General features: G+C 33.5%; 19 protein-coding genes. 7 read left to right on the top strand and 12 right to left on the bottom strand.

Annotation, left to right across the window (positions count from 1 at the left end; all coding sequences use genetic code 11):
• Positions 1–8 precede the first annotated feature (8 nt).
• The 7 genes from BUC31_RS14505 to BUC31_RS14475 form a co-directional block, all read right to left on the bottom strand.
• Positions 9–647, bottom strand: coding sequence for a hypothetical protein (locus tag BUC31_RS14505; protein ID WP_073245405.1), 639 nt, complete (start codon positions 645–647; stop codon positions 9–11).
• Between the two features lie 110 nt (positions 648–757).
• The gene (locus BUC31_RS14500) at positions 758–2128 is read right to left on the bottom strand and encodes an MBL fold metallo-hydrolase RNA specificity domain-containing protein (protein ID WP_073245403.1); all 1371 of its coding nucleotides are present in this window, start codon (positions 2126–2128) and stop codon (positions 758–760) included.
• A 1-nt stretch (position 2129) separates the two neighbouring features.
• Positions 2130–2975 (bottom strand): ATP cone domain-containing protein, encoded by an 846-nt coding sequence (locus BUC31_RS14495; protein WP_073245401.1) that lies wholly within the window; start codon positions 2973–2975, stop codon positions 2130–2132.
• A 1-nt stretch (position 2976) separates the two neighbouring features.
• A complete protein-coding gene (locus BUC31_RS14490; RefSeq protein WP_073245400.1) occupies positions 2977–3876 on the bottom strand; it encodes a mechanosensitive ion channel family protein in 900 nt (299 codons plus the stop codon).
• Between the two features lie 112 nt (positions 3877–3988).
• Complete coding sequence (locus BUC31_RS14485) at positions 3989–4828, bottom strand: universal stress protein (RefSeq protein WP_073245395.1); 840 nt, start codon at positions 4826–4828, stop codon at positions 3989–3991.
• Positions 4829–4892: 64 nt separating this feature from the next.
• The gene (locus BUC31_RS14480) at positions 4893–5741 is read right to left on the bottom strand and encodes a universal stress protein (protein ID WP_073245393.1); all 849 of its coding nucleotides are present in this window, start codon (positions 5739–5741) and stop codon (positions 4893–4895) included.
• A gap of 5 nt (positions 5742–5746) precedes the next feature.
• Positions 5747–6580, bottom strand: a complete 834-nt coding sequence (locus BUC31_RS14475) for a universal stress protein (protein WP_073245391.1) — start codon at positions 6578–6580, stop codon at positions 5747–5749.
• A 112-nt stretch (positions 6581–6692) separates the two neighbouring features.
• Between BUC31_RS14475 and BUC31_RS14470 the strand changes: the two genes are divergently transcribed.
• Positions 6693–7010 carry a thioredoxin family protein gene (locus tag BUC31_RS14470; RefSeq protein WP_073245389.1) on the top strand — a complete coding sequence of 106 codons (318 nt, stop codon included), beginning with the start codon at positions 6693–6695 and terminating at the stop codon, positions 7008–7010.
• A 14-nt stretch (positions 7011–7024) separates the two neighbouring features.
• On the opposite strand, the gene BUC31_RS14465 is transcribed toward BUC31_RS14470, so the two are convergent.
• Genes BUC31_RS14465 through BUC31_RS14455 form a run of 3 tightly spaced genes read right to left on the bottom strand, consistent with a single transcriptional unit; the run spans position 7025 to position 9602 of the window.
• Positions 7025–7864 (bottom strand): universal stress protein, encoded by an 840-nt coding sequence (locus BUC31_RS14465; protein WP_073245387.1) that lies wholly within the window; start codon positions 7862–7864, stop codon positions 7025–7027.
• 33 nt (positions 7865–7897) lie between these two features.
• Positions 7898–8740 carry a universal stress protein gene (locus BUC31_RS14460; protein WP_073245385.1) on the bottom strand — a complete coding sequence of 281 codons (843 nt, stop codon included), beginning with the start codon at positions 8738–8740 and terminating at the stop codon, positions 7898–7900.
• A 16-nt stretch (positions 8741–8756) separates the two neighbouring features.
• Complete coding sequence (locus BUC31_RS14455; RefSeq protein WP_073245383.1) at positions 8757–9602, bottom strand: universal stress protein; 846 nt, start codon at positions 9600–9602, stop codon at positions 8757–8759.
• 316 nt (positions 9603–9918) lie between these two features.
• On the opposite strand from BUC31_RS14455, the gene BUC31_RS14450 reads away from it, so the two are divergent.
• Together BUC31_RS14450 and upp are read left to right on the top strand one after the other, a co-directional pair.
• A complete protein-coding gene (locus BUC31_RS14450) occupies positions 9919–10680 on the top strand; it encodes an SDR family NAD(P)-dependent oxidoreductase (protein WP_073245381.1) in 762 nt (253 codons plus the stop codon).
• A gap of 110 nt (positions 10681–10790) precedes the next feature.
• Positions 10791–11444, top strand: coding sequence for a uracil phosphoribosyltransferase (gene upp, locus BUC31_RS14445; RefSeq protein ID WP_073245379.1), 654 nt, complete (start codon positions 10791–10793; stop codon positions 11442–11444).
• Here upp and BUC31_RS14440 read toward each other — a convergent pair.
• Positions 11439–13952 (bottom strand): cation-translocating P-type ATPase, encoded by a 2514-nt coding sequence (locus BUC31_RS14440; protein ID WP_073245377.1) that lies wholly within the window; start codon positions 13950–13952, stop codon positions 11439–11441. The two genes, upp and BUC31_RS14440, sit on opposite strands and share 6 nt — an antisense overlap.
• Before the next feature lie 170 nt (positions 13953–14122).
• Here BUC31_RS14440 and BUC31_RS14435 point away from each other — a divergent pair, with 170 nt between their 5' ends.
• Positions 14123–14848 (top strand): RNA polymerase sigma factor, encoded by a 726-nt coding sequence (locus BUC31_RS14435; protein WP_139251977.1) that lies wholly within the window; start codon positions 14123–14125, stop codon positions 14846–14848.
• A gap of 65 nt (positions 14849–14913) precedes the next feature.
• Here BUC31_RS14435 and BUC31_RS14430 read toward each other — a convergent pair whose 3' ends face one another.
• Positions 14914–15375, bottom strand: a complete 462-nt coding sequence (locus BUC31_RS14430; RefSeq protein ID WP_073245373.1) for a pyridoxamine 5'-phosphate oxidase family protein — start codon at positions 15373–15375, stop codon at positions 14914–14916.
• A 195-nt stretch (positions 15376–15570) separates the two neighbouring features.
• Here BUC31_RS14430 and BUC31_RS14425 point away from each other — a divergent pair, with 195 nt between their 5' ends.
• The 3 genes from BUC31_RS14425 to BUC31_RS14415 all read left to right on the top strand — a co-directional run bounded on the left by BUC31_RS14425 (position 15571) and on the right by BUC31_RS14415 (position 19490).
• The gene (locus BUC31_RS14425) at positions 15571–17718 is read left to right on the top strand and encodes a VIT and vWA domain-containing protein (protein ID WP_073245371.1); all 2148 of its coding nucleotides are present in this window, start codon (positions 15571–15573) and stop codon (positions 17716–17718) included.
• 293 nt (positions 17719–18011) lie between these two features.
• A complete protein-coding gene (locus BUC31_RS14420; RefSeq protein ID WP_073245369.1) occupies positions 18012–18575 on the top strand; it encodes a hypothetical protein in 564 nt (187 codons plus the stop codon).
• 21 nt (positions 18576–18596) lie between these two features.
• On the top strand, positions 18597–19490 hold the full coding sequence (locus tag BUC31_RS14415) for an SH3 domain-containing protein (RefSeq protein ID WP_139251976.1): 894 nt from the start codon (positions 18597–18599) through the stop codon (positions 19488–19490).
• Positions 19491–19496: the final 6 nt, after the last annotated feature.

The raw sequence follows: 19496 nt of genomic DNA, 5'->3' as shown, positions 1-19496 counted from the left end.
TTAAATATTTATTCTATTTGAGAAGTAAATACCAAATCTTGATCTTCCATAGCAACAATAATCATTTTTACATAATCTTTAATGGCTTTGTTAATATTGTCAGGTTCGGTTATTTCAATGATTCCCCTCCAAATCATAGCTCTTTCTTTACCTTCGCAAATGCAGTATAATGTAGTCTCTGCATGATATATGGTATACTTATCGTAATAGTTGTCATCGTAATAAATACCTTGGTGTTCTAAATAATCATCGTTGAATCTAGATTGGTGATCATCCCATCTTGTAATAGATTTTACAAAGTTCTCTCGACTTTCAGATCCTATGATTTTCGTAAGCAAAATGGCGTCAAAATCTTTGTCTAAAAGGCTTTGTTCCACATCGTCGAGTTCTTGTTCGGTCTTGCGAGAATCGGTTAGCGAAATATCGAAAATATCTATACTACGCCATGCCTCAACATCTCTATTTGTAAATTCTTTTTGCAGTTTACTTTCAAAGTTTTCTCGTGTGTCATCATTTTGTGCCATACCAACGATAAGAACTTTATTTGCGTTGAAAATAACGATATCGGGGTTTTTCCAGTTTTCAACTAAACTAATAGAGGAACAACCCATGAATATCAATGAGAATAACAGGATCAACTTTTTCATAGGGCAGGTGTATTTATTTCTTATATATGTCAAAGATACTATATTGAAAATGTTGGAAATATGACGATTGTCAGTTTATAAGAAAAGTACAATTTGACAAAAAAAGCCGATTATAAATACAGATTTATAGTTTCTTCTAATTTTGGAATATGACAGTTCCACCCTTTGATATCTCTTATTTTTACTTTAAAGGCATCTAAAGCACCCGGCTCACCATGAATTAAAAATACATTTTCTGGGGTATTTTTAATACCATCAATAAAATGCAGAAGTTCTGCTTGGTCTGCGTGTGCAGAAAGGCTTTCTATAAAATGAATACTCGCTTTTACGGGGTAGTATTTTCCAAATAATTTTAACTCATGTGTACCATCCAATAATTGTCTGCCCCTAGTACCCTCAGCTTGATAACCAACCAGTAAGATTCTTGTTTTTGATTGGTCTATTAATTGTTTTAAATAGGTAAGTACACGCCCGCCTGTAACCATACCACTACCAGCAATAACAATTTTGGGTCTAGGGTCGTCTATAGTTTTCCAAGTATCTGCGTATGATGTGGTAATGGTAAAGTGATCGCACATGGCTTTGAAGTCGCCTTGGCTTAGTTTGTGCCAATCTGTATAATGTTCAAATACATCCAAAACATTACTGCCCATTGGGCTATCTATAAAAATGGGTATGTTTGGTATTTTGTTTTTTTTATATAAGTTCCAAAACAAAAACATCAGTAATTGTAGCCTTTCAACTGCAAAAGAAGGTATGATCAATGTACCTCTATCATTAATGGTTTTATGAACCAAATCGCTTAAAATTTCTACGATATTTTCTTTTGGGTGTAGTTTGTTGCCATAGGTACTTTCTAAAAACAAATAGTCTGCCCATTCAGGTCTTTCTGGTGGCATTAAAAGTTCATCGTTCAACCTACCTACATCACCTGAGAAAACGAACATTTTTCCGAATATCTCCAATTCAATAAAAGTAGAACCAATGATATGACCGTTATATCTGTATTTAAATCGGATGTTCTCTGAAAGTTGGATCAACTCATCTTTTTTGCTTCCAGAGAATAATCTAATGGTTTTTTCAGCTTCTAAAATAGTATAAAAAGGTAAAGCTACAGGGTGTTTTGAATAACCTTCCTCATTTACTTTTTTTGCCTGTTCTTCGTGAATTTTCGCACTATCCAGTAAAATAACACGGGCTACCGCCAAAGTGGGGTAGGTGCCAATAATATTACCCTTAAAACCCTCTTTTACCAACCTGGGCAAGTAACCGGTATGGTCAAGGTGACCATGTGTTAAAATAACAACATCTAATTTACTAGCATCTATAGACAGGGGTTCCCAATTTTTTTCACGTAATTCTTTAAGGCCTTGAAACATGCCACAATCTATCATGATGTTCAGTTCGGGAGTTTCTATATAAAACTTAGAACCGGTAACCGTACCTGAGGCACCTAAAAATTTTAAACTTACTTTTTTCATCTTAATGATTATTACAGAGTTGTGATATTTCGTCTAGAATTTTTGTTTTACGTGTGTTAGAAACACCAAGATGATCTAGGTAAAACTTGTCTTTTATGAGTTGTCTGCACAGTACTACATTTCTACTTAAAAGAAATTGTTTTTCTCTATTAGAGAGTAAGCTAGAGACCGTAATAGGGTAGAGTCCAAGCCTATCTATTCTATCTTTTAGTCCGTCATTTTTTGGATAATCCCAACTTAAAAGATAGAGGTCTGCACATTTACCATAGTCTATGGCATCTTGTGTAAATCTAGTATTGGTTACCACCCAACCTTTATTTAGTGGTCTATTATTTTTATTTGTTACCCAATGCGCTTTTACATCATTATATCTAGAATGTATATAAAGCGGGATCTTAACATTGCAATTACGCCCTTCTTCGTTGTGAAATTTACATTCTATAATCGTAACGGTATCATTTTTTTCTGCTACAACATCAATTTCGTGGGTAACACAGTCACCATTTAAAATAACACCAACTTTTACCCCATAACCTGAGTATTTTAGTATTTCGGCAATAAAACGTTCAAAAGGGAAACCGGTTGGACCCAATTCATAGATTGCCTTTTTAAGTTTGTATTTAGAGGCGAATACGGTTTTATGTTTTTTAAGTAAAGCATACGCTCTATTATAGATTTCATTAGTGGTAATGCCTTCAAAAAGCTCATCGTTAACCCTACTGACAATTTCTTCTACAAGTTCATGATTTGCACCACTATGCTTGAGAGAGTTGCGTAGTTTATCTAAGGAGAAACTCATTTTTTGCCCTGAAGATTTTATAATGTCAATAGATTTTGTAGTGTCCATATTACTTTTTTAGATTAACATTAAGCGGTGGTACTTCTAGCAATTGTAATGTTGTAGACGCTAAAGTAACCTTGCCATCAGACTTTGAAATAGTCTGTTCTATATATTGAAATAGTGTGTGTTTGGTATTTCTTCTTTTTTTATAATCTGTGATATAGCGTAGGTTCAATTGAATCCAATTATCGGTTAGGTTTATAGCTATAGTTGGCTCTATTGTTGCATCTTCAATATAATAGCGGGCAACCATTTGATGCCATTTGGCTTTAGACTTTTCAGTATAATCGGATAATAGTTCATTAGCCGTATCAAGCATAATATTCTTGGCAAGTTCGGTATCAGAACCATATGTAATTAGAATGTTGAGTTCATCCCAAACAAAGGGAAAATCCATCGAATAATTTTTAATAGGACCTTTAAATACAAATGCGTTACTAATTTTTACAATTCTACCAGAATAGTTATCGCTACTTACCCATTCTCCCATTTCCATAATTGTTGTATAAATACTATCAATGTCTATAACATCGCCCTTTATGTTATTGATCTCTATTCGATCACCAGGTTTATATACACGAACAAAAAAAATATAGAAAGAGCCCGCAATACTGAGAATCAATTCTTGTAGTGTAAAGGTGATACCTGCGGTAAACAAACCAATGATTATGGTGTAATCTTTTACACTATCAACAGTAAAGGCCATTAATACCAAGAAGATTATAAGCACATAACCCAAAATTTCAACACCTTTTTGTGCTTTGTACCTAATAGAAATATCTTCAATTCTTTTTTTAAGAGTTTTTCTAATAAAACTTATGATAAAGATTATAAATAGTATCCAAGCAACTAGTTTAACAATCTTAATGAGTGTCGTGTTTTCTAATAAGGTCGAAAATGTATCCATATACTATGTTTAAAAAAACCGCCAAAGAATACATTTCGTTGACGGTTCTAATTTTAGACATCAACCAACTAAAAATGCCTAAAAATTATCTTATCTTAATACTAACTAGTAATCAATGTAATGCTAGAATTGGTACATCACTATCATAACCAATTTCTTTAATTAACGGTCTTGAGAAAACATTATCAAAAAAGAAATGTTTGCGGTTAATGAATGACACCATATCACTTTCTCTACTTTCAATAAAAGTCTGAATACCTTTACCCAAATTCTTTTCGGTAAGTGTATGAAATTGGTATGCAGTCTCACTTAATATTGATGATAATAATTGTTTATTGCTTAATTGAGATTCAGTAAGTTCTTTATTCTTTTCTAGATGTAATATGGCAATTTCAGCATTGTGCATTTTAGCCAATTCTATAAGGTATCTAAACTCCGATCGTTTATAAACATCTTTAAAATTTGTTGGAAAAACAATCTCTTTAGGCGATATAAAAGAAACATGTTCTGGTATAGCCAATACAGGGCATTCCCTGATTTTTTCCATTGCCATTACGGTATTGCTGCCAAATAAAACACCTTTAGCTCCCGTAGCCCCCTTGGTACCCATTGCTACCAAATCAATATCTTTTTCAGTAATAATTTTATGTATAGCTTCAGAAAGAAAATTATAAGATGATTCAGTATAATAATTATGCTTCAGGTTTTCTGGGTGCAAGGCTAAGGTATCTAGAAGCTTAACAAAATTCTTTTCACAATCTTCTTTAGCCTGTTCAAATACAGCGCTACCTTCTTCTGGTATACTTAAACTATTAGTTGTGTATTTATCAAAACCAAATACGTTTAAAAAGTAGAAATCACAGTTTAATTTTGCATATAAATCAATAGTATACCTAATTGCATTTAAGGCATTTTTAGAAAAATCTGTAGGTATTAGAATACGCTTACTCATTGTTAAATGATTTAGATTGTTCAATAAATATATAGTCTAGGCAATTAATTTACTATGATAAATATCAGTCTTGTACTGGTAGAATTAGAAACGGAATTGTTGCATAAATACTCAAGTCCATAATTACGGGTTCATGTAAAAAACGTTCAAAGAATTTTCTTCTATGGTATGACATTGCCAACATGCTGATATCTCTTTCAGCTATAAAATCTTGAATGACATTCGCTTTATCGGCATAGTTCCAAATTTCATCATAACTATGCGGTGTTTGCATTAAACATTTATCTAATAGTTTTTGATTGGATACCTGTTTAGGTGTCATTATTTCTTCTTCATTAATATGTAGAACCGCTATAGATGCATCTGTTATATTGGCAATATTCAATAACATTGAAATTGTTGATTTTGTACACCCTTTTTTATAGTCGGTCACAAAAGCGATTTCTTCTATTGGTTTAAAGGCAATCTCTTTTGGTATGGCCAGTATGGGGCATGTGGTAATGGTATTGGCAATTTGAATTGTGTTACTGCCCATAAATAGCTCTTTGGCACCTGTTTTACCTTTATTTCCCAAAACTACGAGGTCTATTTCATGACTCTCAATAGTTTTTGAAATGACCGATGGCAAACTACCTTTAACAGAAATAGTATTGAATTTGTGTATTTTATTACCAGTATCAAGCACAATTTTATGCTCTGTTTTTGTTAAGTTTTCTTGAGATAGGTTCTGTAAATGCTCCATCTCTTTCTGACCTGTAAAAAGCGCATTTTTCGCACTCAAAACAATATCTTCATAGGCATGAACTATATAAAAAGTGCATGCTGTTGACGCAAAAATTTGGGTAGCATAATAGAGCGCATTATAAGCTTCATTCGAAAAATCTGTTGCTACAAGTATGTTTTTAATGTTCATAGTTTTTATTGAGGAATTACTAAAAATGGTATTGTTACATGAAAGCCAATTTTCTTAATTACCGGCTCAATAAACAAGCGTTCTAAAAAGGTATGCTTGTTTTGTACCATGACTAATAAGTTTATTTTTTGCTTAATTTGAAATTCATTTATTGCCGCTATAATCTCATTACTACTTACTTCATGAAAAAATCCGCTTTCAGATAATACTTTAGCTAGTTGTTTTTTATTTTTTTCTTGAACAAGAGTAAGGTCGTCACCAGTATATACATGCATCACGTTTACCTGAGATACATGAGAATTGGTGATCTTTAGCAATTGAGCCAAGCTTTTTTTATCTAGTGATACTTCAAAATCATTAGGGAAAAGTATTTGTTCAGGTACTTCAAATTCAAAACCAGATGGTATGACCAATACTGGGCATTTGGCATTCTTAATTACATGAACCGTATTAGTACCCAATAAAATTTCTTTTGCACCTGTTGCGCCTTGCGTGCCCATTACTACTATATCAATGCCTTCAGCCTCTACAGTTCTAGAAACTTCGCTAGAAAGTACATTTAGAGCAGAATGTGTAATGAAAGTATGTAAAGGATTATCAAAATCTTTTTGCAATTTCTCTTTGAGGTTTTCAAGGTTATCTTGAGAATTCTGTTGAACGATATCTCCAAGACCTATTTGTGCCGGACTCCCCATTAAATATTCTGTATGGTATACGGGTGGCATATAACTGTTTAATAGATAAAAAGTACATTTTAAATCTTTGTACAATTTAAGTGCGTAACTTATTGCTGTAAATGAATTTTCAGAAAAATCTGTGGGTAGTAGAATACGGGTCATAATACTATAATTTGATACATTAAAATTAAGTACGTTGAATAATAAATAGTATGACATTCGTCATCTCGGTTCTATTAATTATTTATTATTCTTAAGTAATAAAAGCATATCTATGAAGAAGAAATTTAAAAAGAGCATAGCGTCAGATACTCCTACATTGGTTTACTTTTATGCGCCATGGTGTGCACCCTGCAAATTATTGAGACCTGTAATAGAACAGGTAATAGAGGAGTTTGGAGAAGCAATAAAAAGCATTGAAATAGATGTAGAGGTGAAACTAAGAATAGTTAAAAGATATAAAATTAAAGGGGTGCCGACTTTAATACTTTTTAAAAACGGTACGCCTCTTTGGAGGCATACCGGTGTAATGCCGATCGAAGATATAAGAACAGTCATAAAAGAGCATATTAAAGACAATAATCAAATTTAATTGACTTTTAAATATTATTCATGAATGACCAAAAATGGCACTTTTGTATGATAGCTAATTTTTTCAACAGTAGGTCTAAATAGAATACGCTCTAAAAAATTAAGGTTTTTGGCGACCATTATCAGCATATCTAGATCTCTACTTTCTGTAAAACATTGAACGGATTCATCTAGCTTTTTTCCTGTAACTTCATGAAATGTGCATTCGTTTTCTTTATAATAATCAAGTAATAAATTTTTAATTTTTATTTGATTGGCATTTAGTTCTTCACCTTTACTAGAAACATATAATAATCGTAGAGCAGATTTTTTTAATAGTATAATATCCTTAATAGTATCTAGTATTTTTACATCATAGAATAAATTTAAATCAGACGGAAAACCTATTTCTGATATTTTTGAATATGTAGCATCTTCGGGTACGGCCAATAACGTGCAAGGTACTTTTGTTATAACATTACCGGTGTTACTACCTATAGACACAGATTTTAGGCCAGAAGCTCCTTTTGTTCCCATAATTATAAGTTCAATGTTCTTATTCTTGACGAACTCTTTAAGCTGATCTGTGAAAAAGCCATAAATAGCTTTAAAGTGAAATTCGTGCTTAACGTTTAATGGTAGCTGTTCTATTTTTTTACTGAGAGCCTTAAGTTTTTCATTACTTTCTGCCAGTATCGTTTTTTCTAAAATATCTGGAGATACATACATAGCAGCTTCTCCACTGGCATTGGTGTTAATAGAATTTATGTGTACAATATGAAAGGTACAATGTGTCTTTTTAAAGAAAGAAATACCATAAACTAATGCATTCCATGCATTATCTGAGAAATCTGTAGGTATTAATATATTTTTCATTAGAATAGTTTAATTATTAGAATGGTAGTAATGTTATTGAGGTAAAAATAAGACCGGTATCTTAGAGTGAAATGCTACCTTTTTTACGACTGCTTCACCAATTACTTTCTCCCAAAAAGTATGTTGATGTCTTAAAATGGTTAAGAAGCTAGACTCTTTGTCTTTGGCATACATGGCAATACTTTTAGAAATATTATTTTCAAAAGGTATATTCTTAAATTTAATATCGAACCCAGATAAACGTTCTTTTAATACGTCTTTATGGGCATCTTGGTTATCGTTCAAATTAAACTCTATGGCTACATGAACCACTTCAATGCCGGCATTCCAAATTTTGCTAAGTTCAATAATGGGATCAAATAGATTTTTCTTGTAAGAATCACTAAAATCAGTGGCGAAAAGTATGGACTTTAAACTTTGAAAATTATATCCTGTAGGTACTACAAGAATGGGAATATTTTTTATTTGGTTCAATACTTTTACCGTATTACTGCCTAAGAAAACTTCTTTGGCACCAGTTGCACCTTGTGTACCCATAATCAATAAGTCGATATCATTTTCGTTTATTGCTGATGCTGTAGAATCTTCAATATTTCCTGGTTTAGAAAGTGTAATAAAATGATGTTTTGTGTTTTTATGATTTATTTTAAGATATGAAACCACCTCTTCTAGCTCTTGTACCGAATATTTTGAAAGCGAATCATAGATTACACCAAGTCTTTGTTGGCTTTTAGAGCCCATTAAATTTAATGGGGAAGGTTCATAGGCATGCAGTAAATAAAATTGACAATCTACTTCTGCATATATTTTTAATGCCGTAAAAATAGCGTTCCAGGCATTTTCTGAGAAATCTGTAGTAATCAATATCTTCTTCATAGTAAATTGATTTTAGTTAGCGAGGTAGATTTTGCATTACCAAAAACGGAATGGTAGGTGAAAGACCAATTTCATCAATGGTAGATCGGTAAAGCATATCTTCTAAAAAAGAGTGTCTTGAATTTACCATGACCAGAAGATCCATTTTGTTCTCATTGATGTAAGATGTTATCGCTTTAGCTCTATTTTCAACACCTGTTCTAACAAATGATAATCTGGCATTAGGTAAAGATTCTTCCAAGAATTTTTTGTTATCCAATTGTCTAAGGCTCAAATCTTCAAAATCAGAAATATATAGACTATGAATTTCTGCTTTGAATTCTGCAGCCATATTATCTAGCAGTTTCAATTCTCGACGTTTATACGGTAGCATATAGTTACTTGGAAAAAGTATTTTTTTGGGCTGATTGTAGTCATATTGGTCCGGAACCGCCAAAACCGGACATTTTACATATTTAAAAACTTGTACCGTGTTGCTGCCAAAAGTAATTTTAGAATTAGCGGTTTTACCCTTGGTGCCCATTATTATCAAGTCAATATTTTTTGAGTCTGCAAAATCATTAATGGCATCTACTAAAGATTCAAAAGAAGATACAGCTTCGTATGTGTGTAGCGGATTATGAGTTTTTGTTTGTGTATCCGTTATAAGCTTGTTTAATTTATTCTCAGAATCTTTGGCAATACTATTCTTTTGTTTATCAAAAGTTTCTTTATCCACATTATGATAAGGACCATATACTTCATCTGCATATGCATGTACAAAGAAAAAATTGGTACGCTCACATTTAAATACATTTAGGGCGTATGATATAGCGTGGTCTGCATTTTTTGAAAAGTCAGTAGGAATAAGAATATTTTTCATGGCTTATCTTTTTAATCACTCTAAAAGTATTGGACTATGTGAAAAATTCCTATGATAATTATCATGCGGTAAATAGACAAAAGCTGTTTATCTAGTTAGATATTGAAGTAAAGACATAGTATATAGGCGAATTGTAGATTAAACACTTCAGTTTTGGTTATTTGCCCAATAAGAAGTGTTTTTTGGTATATCTCTTTGGTTGAACTCGCAGCAAAACTCTTCAATACTGATATTCGTCATAGCCATTGTTTTTTACTGAGCGTACATTAGTAAAGCATTTTTAATATAGTATCTAAAAACATTAAAATATTAAGCCATGAATAGATTAAAAAACAAAGTTGCAGTTATTACTGGAGGAACCGGAGGAATTGGTCTTGCAACGGCCCATCTTTTTTTAGAACAAGGGGCAAAGGTTGTTTTAGTTGATATTGATGCAGAAGCCATTGATAAAGCGCGCACTAAATTTAATGACAAGAATATATCTTTTTTTCAAGCCGATGTTTCAAAGAAAGACGATACCATAAAGTTTTTAAATCATGCCTTAAAAACTTTTGGTAAAATAGATATTTTCTTTGCCAATGCCGGTATAGAGGGTACATCAAGTCCTATTTCAGAGTATCCAGAGGATATTTTTGATAAAGTAATAGCGGTAAACTTGAAAGGGGTATGGTTGGGCTGTCAATATATTATCCCAAAGATGGAAGCTGGTGGTAGTGTCATCATAACTTCATCAGTTGCAGGCTTAAAAGGTTTTGCGGGGTTGGGAGCATATGTTGCTACAAAACATGCCGTTGTTGGGATAATGAAAGTTGCCGCTATAGAGAACGCAACACGAAAAATTCGTGTAAATACCATACATCCCGGACCTGTTGACAATGAAATGATGCGCAGAATAGAAAGCGATATGTCACCAGATAGTCCTCATGAGGTTAAGGATGGTTTTATAGCGACAGTTCCTTTTGATCGTTACGCAACCTCAAAAGAAATAGGTGAATTAGCCTTGTTTTTAGCTTCAGATGAAAGTAAATTCATTACAGGTTGTACACATGTTGTTGATGGAGGTATGGTAAATGCATAATTTGTATTAGAATATTATTTTTTTGTAAAACTTGATATTGTAAATGACAACCTTTATAATTTCAGGTTTTATTTTTGAAAGCAGTACCTTAGAAAATAAAACAAGTATAGATGACCATTCATAATTTAGGCGACGAAAATTCAATTCTCAATCAGTTTATTTCAGAAATACGAGACTCACAGATTCAAAAAGATTCTATGCGTTTTCGTAGAAATATAGAAAGGATAGGGGAGGTATTAGGTTATGAATTTAGTAAAGCGCTTTTATACAATTCTAAAAATGTAGAAACGCCGCTTGGTGTTAAGTCTATGGATTTAATTCAAGATCAAGTGGTTATATGTTCTATCTTAAGAGCAGGTTTACCTTTACATCAAGGACTTTTAAATTATTTTGACACTGCAGAAAACGGATTCATATCTGCATTTAGAAAGCATGAGGGCGATGAAGATGATTTTGAGGTAATCGTCAACTATTTTGCAGCACCATCTTTAGAAGGTAAAGTACTTGTACTTACAGATCCTATGTTAGCTACAGGCAGAACTTTAGAAAATGTATTAGAAGGTTTGAAAAAACATGGCACTCCCAAACAAATTCATATTGTCTCAGTTATAGGTTCGCAGCAAGGCATTGAGTTTGTAGAAAGTGTTTTTCCGGCTCAGACTCATTTGTGGATAGCTGCAATTGATCCAGAATTAAATGCGCGAGGCTATATTTTGCCGGGTATTGGTGATGCTGGCGATTTGGCATATGGGCAGAAATTATGATGATATGTTCTTTTTTGAACGCTTTATTCCTTTTACCAATTCATACCAAAGTACAGAAACTGCACCTATAAGAATCGTGGTGCCTAGTTGAGGTATCGATAAACTTTCAAATTCAAAAAAGCGGGCTAATGCAGGCACATAAATCATCGCTATTGAAAGTATGATAGTAAGACCTATAATCAGCGGCACCAAATTGTTTTTGTATTTCAAGGTTGTAACTACGGAATAATAAAAAGATCGGTTCACCAAAGTCAAAAAGATATTGGCTACAATTAAAACCATAAATACCATGGTTCTGGTAGTATTCTCAGAGAACCCGACAGCTACGGTATATTGATAAATAACTAATGCCCCTATAGTTATAGCTAAGCCCTGTAAAATACTTGTAGTTAGTTCTTTGTAGTTGAAAAAAGTAGTTGAAAAAGGTCTCGGTTTTTTAAACATGAGGTTCTTCTCTAAAGGTTCATTTTCAAATATAATAGAGCAAGTTGGGCCCATGATCAACTCTAAAATTATGACATGAGATGGTGAGAATATATTCGGATAAATCCAATGCAATGCCAGTGGTATAAATACCGTAAGGATGATTGGTATGTGTATAGAAATGATATACTGAATTGCCTTTTTCAGGTTGGTGTATATTTTTCTGCCCATGGCAACGGCATCGACCATTCTAGATAGGTCATCATCAACCAAAATCAATGAAGCTGCTTGTTTGGCAATTTCAGTACCTTTTTTACCCATTGCAATACCAATGTGAGATGCTTTTAAAGCCGGACCATCGTTTACTCCGTCACCTGTCATTGCTACCACTTCATTGTTTTTCTTTAATGCATTTACAATTTTCAATTTTGCATCGGGGAACATTCTAGAGAATACGTTGATATGCTTTACTTTCTCTTGTAATTCGGCATCTGTAAGTTGCATTAACTCATCTCCAGAAATACATTTTTCGTATCCTTTAAAATTAATCTGTTTGGCGATTGCCATAGCGGTATTCGCATTATCACCGGTAACCAGTTTTACTTGTATACCAGCACTATCAAAGTCTTGTAGTACTTGTGATATATTATCTTTTGGAGGGTCATAGAAAGCGATAATTCCTTTAAAATCAAATTTAAAATCTTGCTGCTCTTTCGGGTAATTTTCTCCTTCAAATATCGCTCTACCTACCGCAAGCATTCTATACCCATCTTTACCTAATTCGGTAAGTGTACTTTGTATAATTTCAATTTCAGAAGTAGTAAGATTAGCTACCGCTATAATAGCTTCAGGGGCACCTTTGGCGGCAATAATTTGGTTGCCTTCTTTATTCTGAAAAACATGGGTCATCATTGGCGGTTTACCACCTAAAGGGTATTCATGAACCATTTTATAATTAGGGCGTTCATCGTTATCTGTTAACCTACCGTATTCATTATGAATAGCAATTTCCATAGGATCAAACGGTATAGGCTCACTCGCCCACATAGAAGTTGTTATAAGCTCTTTTTCATTGACGCCTAATATATCTTTAGTGTTTACTATGGCACCGGTCTTTAAGGTAAACAGTTTGGCTAAAGCCATTTTATTTTGTGTAATAGTGCCCGTTTTATCAGTACAAATAACAGTTGCACTACCTAAGGTTTCAACTGTCTTCATCTGTTTTACCACAATACCCATTTTCATTAATCGCCACGCGCCTAATGCCATAAAAGTGGTAAATGCAACAGGAATTTCTTCTGGTAAAATACTCATGGCTAAGGTCAACGCCTTTAGTAAGCTATCGAGTACAATACCTGAACGCAGGTAATTAATTCCCCAAACTAGTAGAAATATAACGCCGCCCCAGATGGACATTAATTTTACGAAGTTGAAAATTTTCAGTTCCAAAGGTGTTTTTTCTTCGGTGATATCTTCAAGGCTCTTCCCTATTTTTCCGAGTTTGGTTAAGTTTCCAATAGCCGTAATTTGGGCAATTGCCAATCCGCTAGCAACAGTGCTTCCTGTGAAAATTAAATTATCTGTGCTAGTAGCATCCTTATAAACAGAAAGAGACTCACCGGTTAATATTGATTCATTCACAGAAAAATCATTTGAGTGTACTATAATACCATCCGCAGAAATTGTGGTGCCTTCTTCAACCATAAGAAAATCACCAACAACAATATCTTGGCTATCAATTTCTACAACGGCACCATTGCGTATTACCTTGCTTTTTGGGTGGGTAAGATTTTTGAGATTTTCTAAAGCCTTTCTGCTTCTAGAGTCTTGATATAACGATATTGAGCCAACAAGAACAATGGCAGACGCCAAGAAAACGCCGTCACCCCAATTACCGGTTATAAAATATATAGATGAAGCAATAAGTAACAATATAACCATGGGCTCTTTAGCGATGCTTTTTAGGGCATTTAAAAAGCTATTTTCTTTCTTATAATTAAAAGAATTTAAGCCATGTTCTTTTTTAGAAGCATCAACCTGTTGGTCTGTGAGTCCGGTAATTCCAAAATCTTTAGGATTGATCATGGGCTAGTTTTGGTTCAATTAAAATTAGTACCTACTAAAGTATCTGAAATCTTTAGCTAACTCACTGACATTTATCATATGATTTACACTTAGTAGTTTGCAATTTTATAGTGTAATAATCTTAAAAGTAAACTATAATGGAAGCTGCCATGAATGATATAAAAATAATAATGAAAGAAACATATTCTAGATTAGTTACTTACAAGCGTAAAGAAAATAGAGAATCGTTTAATAAAGAACTATTAAAAGTGTTGCCTCAAATTTACAGGAACGTTTCTAAAAGATTGAATAGCGCTGTGGTCAATGGGAAGTTGAATAAAGGTATGTTCAACCCAAGCGATTTTACAGATCAACTATTTATTGAGGTGTACGATAATATCGATGACATAAGAAGTGAAAATGAGTTACATGTTTTTCTATTTAAAAAAGTAGATGAATTATTAGAAGATAGTTTGGTAGAAGAGGAGTTTGATCATGTCTTTTTTGATAATATAGATACCTATTCTAAGCCAGAATGGGATGCTATGGAAGAAAATTACACCCAAGATGGCGATGGCGATTTTTTACTTTTAGAAGAGATGGATGATAAATCTTTAGATAAAAGCAACTATTCTCTTAACCACGTGTTTATAACCGAAGAAGAAAAGAAATTAGCAGATAAGCTAGATGCATCTTTAGATAAAGAACGTATATATAACCATATGCAACTGGTGTTAGATAAAATGAATTTACCCATGAGAACGGTATTTGAACTTTTTACGAACGAAGGTTTAACCACTGAAGAAATAGCAGACATTCGTAAAACAACATTGGTAAAAGTAGAAGAATTATTGTCTTCGGCACGCCAGCTTTTAAAGGGTAGTTTTGAAAAACGGTTTCTGTTTGAAAGTAACTAAACATGAAAAAGCTCTCATTTTAATGAGAGCTTTTTTTATACTATTTAAAGTGATTTCAATAATGACTAGTTATCGGTAATTCTAATTTTGCCCGTTAGTTCGTTCATGTGAATTCGAAAAACAATAGGTGCATCTTCGGCATCAATTTTTGCAGAAAACTCACTGATGTATTTCGGGTATTCTCCAAAATTATCGAAAATCACTTTTTTAACTCCTTCCGAAAATTTATGTAACATGTGCTTGGCATCGATACGAGAAAGTTCTTCAAAATTACCTTGAACCAATACAGATTTCCAATTTGAAATGGAAGCAATCTCATCTATAGACAGGCACACTGCCGTGTTTTTTCTCATTTCTTGAATTTTATGTCCTTCAGAAGAATAGCTTGTTATGGTATTGGTTTCTGAATCGTAGAAATACGTAATAGGTACAATATATGGGCATCCGCCAGATATATATGCCAGTCTGCCAATATAGTTTTGCTCTAACAAGACTTCACATTCTTTATTATCTAAATTTCTTCTCATGACCTATTTGTTGTTTGTTGATGCGATAAAAGTATTAATCATTGAATTAGTGGTACATGATATTCGTCAGTAGTTGAAAAACTATAGTGTACTACGAATTCTAGTTCATACCCAACGAATACTAAAAGGCACCCATTTTACGAGTAGTTCGCAGTTAGATTTGACTTCAAATAATAATAATCTAAAACTACGATCATGAAACTACTTTACACCTTTTTACTGTGTTGCACCATCTTCACAGGCTTTTCTCAAGATAATGATAGTCCGTATTTATTGGTATCTACAGAAGATGCCGTAATACCTTTAAAGTCTTCAAAAACAGAAGTTGAAATATCTGGTACTATTGCTCATGTTCGGGTAACACAGGTATATCAAAATAAAGGGGCAGGGGCAATAGAAGCTACATATGTATTTCCGCTTTCTACACAAGCAGCGGTTCATAAAATGCAGATGACTACTGGCAATAGAATTGTCAATGCCAAAATATTTGAAAAGCAAGAAGCCCAAAAAGTATATGAAACGGCTTTAAGCGAAGGCAAGCGGGCAGCGAAGCTAGATCAAGACAGACCCAATGTGTTTAAAATGAATGTGGGTAATATTATGCCTGGTGATGAAATTGCCATAGATATCTATTACACAGAAATATTGGTACCTGTAAATGGGGAATATCAATTTGTAGCACCAGGTATTGTTGGTCCCAGGTTTACGGGAGAAAGTACTCAAAAAGAAGAAAGTTTCAATATGCCTTATACGGCAAAGGGTATTGCAGATAGTTTTGATTTTGATATGACAGTAACCCTAAATGCGGGTATGATTATTCAGAATATAAATAGTACAAGTCATAATGTAACTGTAAAGCTTCCTGATGCGAAAACAGCAGAAGTCTTTTTATCCGAGGATAATATAAATCCGTCGAACAGAGATTTTATCTTGAATTATAACTTAAGAGGTAATCAAATACAAACAGGATTATTGATATATGAAGGGGAAGATGAGAATTTCTTTACCTATCAAATGGAGCCAAATAAAAATGTGGAATTAGACGATATTCCTTCACGTGAGTACTTGTTTATTGTAGACGTATCAGGTTCTATGAACGGATACCCTTTAGAAGTCTCAAGACAATTAATGCGAAACCTACTTTGTAATTTACGAATGAGCGACACCTTCAATGTTCAGTTATTCGCTTCTAGTTCAACTGTTTTCAGTGCTGCACCCGTAGAATCGACAGAACAGAATATTGAAGCAGCTATTCGTTTTTTATCTGAAGGTCAAGGCGGTGGTGGTACCCAATTATTAAGTGCATTACACGAAGCCTATAAATTACCAAGAAAAGATTTAGGTAGTGCGCGTTCAATGGTCATTATTACAGATGGTTATGTTAGTGTTGAAAAAGAAGCTTTTGAGCTGATCAGCTCAAATTTGGATAAAGCCAATGTATTCACCTTCGGTATAGGATCTAGCGTGAATAGATATTTAATTGAGGGTATGGCTAAAGTGTCGAACAGCGAATCATTTATTGCAACCACATCAGAAGAAGCGGCAGAAGTAGCTAAAGACTTTGCTAAATACATTTCTACGCCATTATTGACACGAGTAAAAATTGAATCGAAAGGCTTTGATATGTATGACCTTGCCCAAAAGAGCATACCAGATGTATTTACTGCCAGACCAGTTATTGTTCACGGTAAATATAGAGGCAAGGCTGAGGGTAAAATTATAGTAACCGGGTATCAAGGTAAAAAACGATTTAGAGAAGTGTATAATGTATCTGACGGGCATTTAAGTAAGCAAAACAAAGCATTACGTTACTTATGGGCAAGAAAGAAAATAGGGGAGTTAGATGATTACAGCAACTTGTTTAATGAAGACGTAAAAGCAGAAGTAATTGAATTGGGGTTGAAATACAACCTACTTACCAACTACACTTCTTTTGTAGCGGTAGATGAAGCCATAGTAAATGAAGACGGCACATTGACTAAAGTGAAGCAACCGTTGCCAATACCCGATAATGTAAATAATTCAGCCGTTGGTGCAGAAGCAGAGGTAAAAGAAAGTAGCAAGTTCAAGCACACTTTTACCATAGATTTTGAAAACGAAATAGCGAAGAATGTAAAAAGACAATTGACGATGGAGTTCAAAGTGATGTATAATAAACTAATAACCCAATACCTAGAAAAGTATGAAAGCTTACGCATAAAATTCAATGCAGAAGGCAAGGTTGTTAGTGTGGAGAAATTAGAAAATGGTAGCTGGTTGATAGATGAAACCATACAATCAGAAATGGAGAAAATCAGTTTAAGATCAGTTAATAAAGAAATGACAATAACACTAAAAAAGTAGGCAGTACCAGTTTTCAGTAAGCAGTTTTAATAAAAACGTCTTTGCTAGGCACGAAGCAATCTCTAACTAGTTGGTAGATTACTTCGTGCCTTCTTATAATATCTAATGTTTACTTTTTAAATGGGCTCTTTTTCTTTATTGAAATATCAAGTAAGAACAGATGTAAACTGAATAATTACAGCATATTCAACGAATTCTAGATGAGGTGCTACGAATACTAGAACACCCTTATAAAAGCCCTGTCTCTACTGTAATTTAGTAGTGTAGAAAGAAAACAACTAAAAATAAACGGCATGAAAAATTTAATCCTATTCGCTTTTTTATTCAGCATTTGTATCAGCAATGCACAAGAATTTAAATTAACAGATACGTATGATGTCACGAACCAAAGAAGTAGTGGTCTAGAAGACAAAGACACTTGGTTGGTAGACGTAATCGAATCAAACAATCCAGAAAGGCATATTGCGACATTGTCAATTGCCGATTTCGGTTTATTAGATGAAATACGCATATCAGTTTTAAGCAATCCTGACCTAGAAGATATCAATGAAATTTTAAAAGTAACATTAGAATATAATGCTTGCTGTTCAAGCACAGAAGAGTTCTATTATTTGGTAAGTAATGACAATGATTTTATAGCGCTGCCAAGTATAAAAAATGAGTATGCCTACGAACCTATTTCAGACATACACTACATTTTTCCTAACCAGTCATTTGGCAAAGAAGGAACCATACTAAGAGCAGCATTACAATACACAGAAACAGCTACTATTAAAGACATTAAAGTACTTAGAAGCATTGCCTGGAACGACGATGATTTTGATACTGAAGACGCTATAACAGCAATTAATTATTAATAACCCTTAAAATTTAGAATTATGAAAAATTTAAAGAAAAGTGCCTTATTCCTATGCTTATTTGCATTTGTAAACATGTTCGCCCAATGTGTAGAGCAAGTAGAATTTGAAGTGATGGATAAAGATATTCCTGCAGAAGAATTAACGTATGAGTATTTATTGGCTCACAAAGTATTTCTTCGTGAAAAGCCATCTGTTAGAAGTAAAAAAGTAACACTTCTAGATATTGGAACTAAAATGGTATTGTGGGAAAAAAGCATGTACTCTAAAGAAATAGATGGCATCAATAGTCACTGGTACCGAGTAACCACAGGCAATGAAACCGGATGGGTTTGGGGAGGTATGATCGCTCAAAAATCTTTTGGAAGTATTGCGGACAACCAAGTAAAGTTTGTTTATGGGTATGAAAGTAGTGCTAAAAACGAAGCGGGAGTTACAGAAACAAAATACCAGTTACGTGCCTTTAAAAACGGACAACAATTAGATAAAATGGTATTAGATAGTCTTGCTGCGATTCCGGTTCATATAGAAAACCACGGTAGTTTAGGTTTGTTCAATGTAGAAGATGTAATCACAGTAGATTTAGCCGATGCAGATACGGGCTACCAGGTAGGTAAGAGCTATGTATTCTGGAATAATGGTAGATTTTTAAAAGTGGCAAGTTTAATAGATTATGCAGATACCAATTATTTAAAGACTGAGTCTTTTGTTTTTCCTTCGGATATGCAAGGCGTTAAGAGTACTATTTTGTTGAAAACGACCATTACAAAAAACATCAAAACACTAGATGATGCATTGGCACAAAACAACGTAGAATTCATTACCACTTCGTATGTATGGAACGGATCTAAGTTGACTAAAAAAGAAGAAGTTAGTGAGATCAAAGATGATGCTGTAGTAAGTATAGACTTTTAAAAAATA

Source organism: Maribacter aquivivus, from assembly GCF_900142175.1.
Lineage (GTDB): Bacteria > Bacteroidota > Bacteroidia > Flavobacteriales > Flavobacteriaceae > Maribacter > Maribacter aquivivus.
This window is presented reverse-complemented; position numbering and strand designations above follow the sequence as displayed.

Excerpts from the sequence above, each read along its gene's own strand:
- BUC31_RS14505 (WP_073245405.1), bottom strand. The coding sequence starts at position 647 with ATGAAAAAGTTGATCCTGTTATTCTCATTGATATTCATGGGTTGTTCC.
- BUC31_RS14465 (WP_073245387.1), bottom strand. The coding sequence starts at position 7,864 with ATGAAAAATATATTAATACCTACAGATTTCTCAGATAATGCATGGAAT.
- BUC31_RS14435 (WP_139251977.1), top strand. The coding sequence starts at position 14,123 with ATGAAAGAAACATATTCTAGATTAGTTACTTACAAGCGTAAAGAAAAT.
- BUC31_RS14455 (WP_073245383.1), bottom strand. The coding sequence starts at position 9,602 with ATGAAAAATATTCTTATTCCTACTGACTTTTCAAAAAATGCAGACCAC.
- BUC31_RS14495 (WP_073245401.1), bottom strand. The coding sequence starts at position 2,975 with ATGGACACTACAAAATCTATTGACATTATAAAATCTTCAGGGCAAAAA.
- BUC31_RS14470 (WP_073245389.1), top strand. The coding sequence starts at position 6,693 with ATGAAGAAGAAATTTAAAAAGAGCATAGCGTCAGATACTCCTACATTG.
- upp (WP_073245379.1), top strand. The coding sequence starts at position 10,791 with ATGACCATTCATAATTTAGGCGACGAAAATTCAATTCTCAATCAGTTT.
- BUC31_RS14415 (WP_139251976.1), top strand. The coding sequence starts at position 18,597 with ATGAAAAATTTAAAGAAAAGTGCCTTATTCCTATGCTTATTTGCATTT.
- BUC31_RS14425 (WP_073245371.1), top strand. The coding sequence starts at position 15,571 with ATGAAACTACTTTACACCTTTTTACTGTGTTGCACCATCTTCACAGGC.
- BUC31_RS14460 (WP_073245385.1), bottom strand. The coding sequence starts at position 8,740 with ATGAAGAAGATATTGATTACTACAGATTTCTCAGAAAATGCCTGGAAC.
- BUC31_RS14450 (WP_073245381.1), top strand. The coding sequence starts at position 9,919 with ATGAATAGATTAAAAAACAAAGTTGCAGTTATTACTGGAGGAACCGGA.
- BUC31_RS14430 (WP_073245373.1), bottom strand. The coding sequence starts at position 15,375 with ATGAGAAGAAATTTAGATAATAAAGAATGTGAAGTCTTGTTAGAGCAA.
- BUC31_RS14475 (WP_073245391.1), bottom strand. The coding sequence starts at position 6,580 with ATGACCCGTATTCTACTACCCACAGATTTTTCTGAAAATTCATTTACA.
- BUC31_RS14485 (WP_073245395.1), bottom strand. The coding sequence starts at position 4,828 with ATGAGTAAGCGTATTCTAATACCTACAGATTTTTCTAAAAATGCCTTA.
- BUC31_RS14420 (WP_073245369.1), top strand. The coding sequence starts at position 18,012 with ATGAAAAATTTAATCCTATTCGCTTTTTTATTCAGCATTTGTATCAGC.
- BUC31_RS14440 (WP_073245377.1), bottom strand. The coding sequence starts at position 13,952 with ATGATCAATCCTAAAGATTTTGGAATTACCGGACTCACAGACCAACAG.
- BUC31_RS14500 (WP_073245403.1), bottom strand. The coding sequence starts at position 2,128 with ATGAAAAAAGTAAGTTTAAAATTTTTAGGTGCCTCAGGTACGGTTACC.
- BUC31_RS14480 (WP_073245393.1), bottom strand. The coding sequence starts at position 5,741 with ATGAACATTAAAAACATACTTGTAGCAACAGATTTTTCGAATGAAGCT.
- BUC31_RS14490 (WP_073245400.1), bottom strand. The coding sequence starts at position 3,876 with ATGGATACATTTTCGACCTTATTAGAAAACACGACACTCATTAAGATT.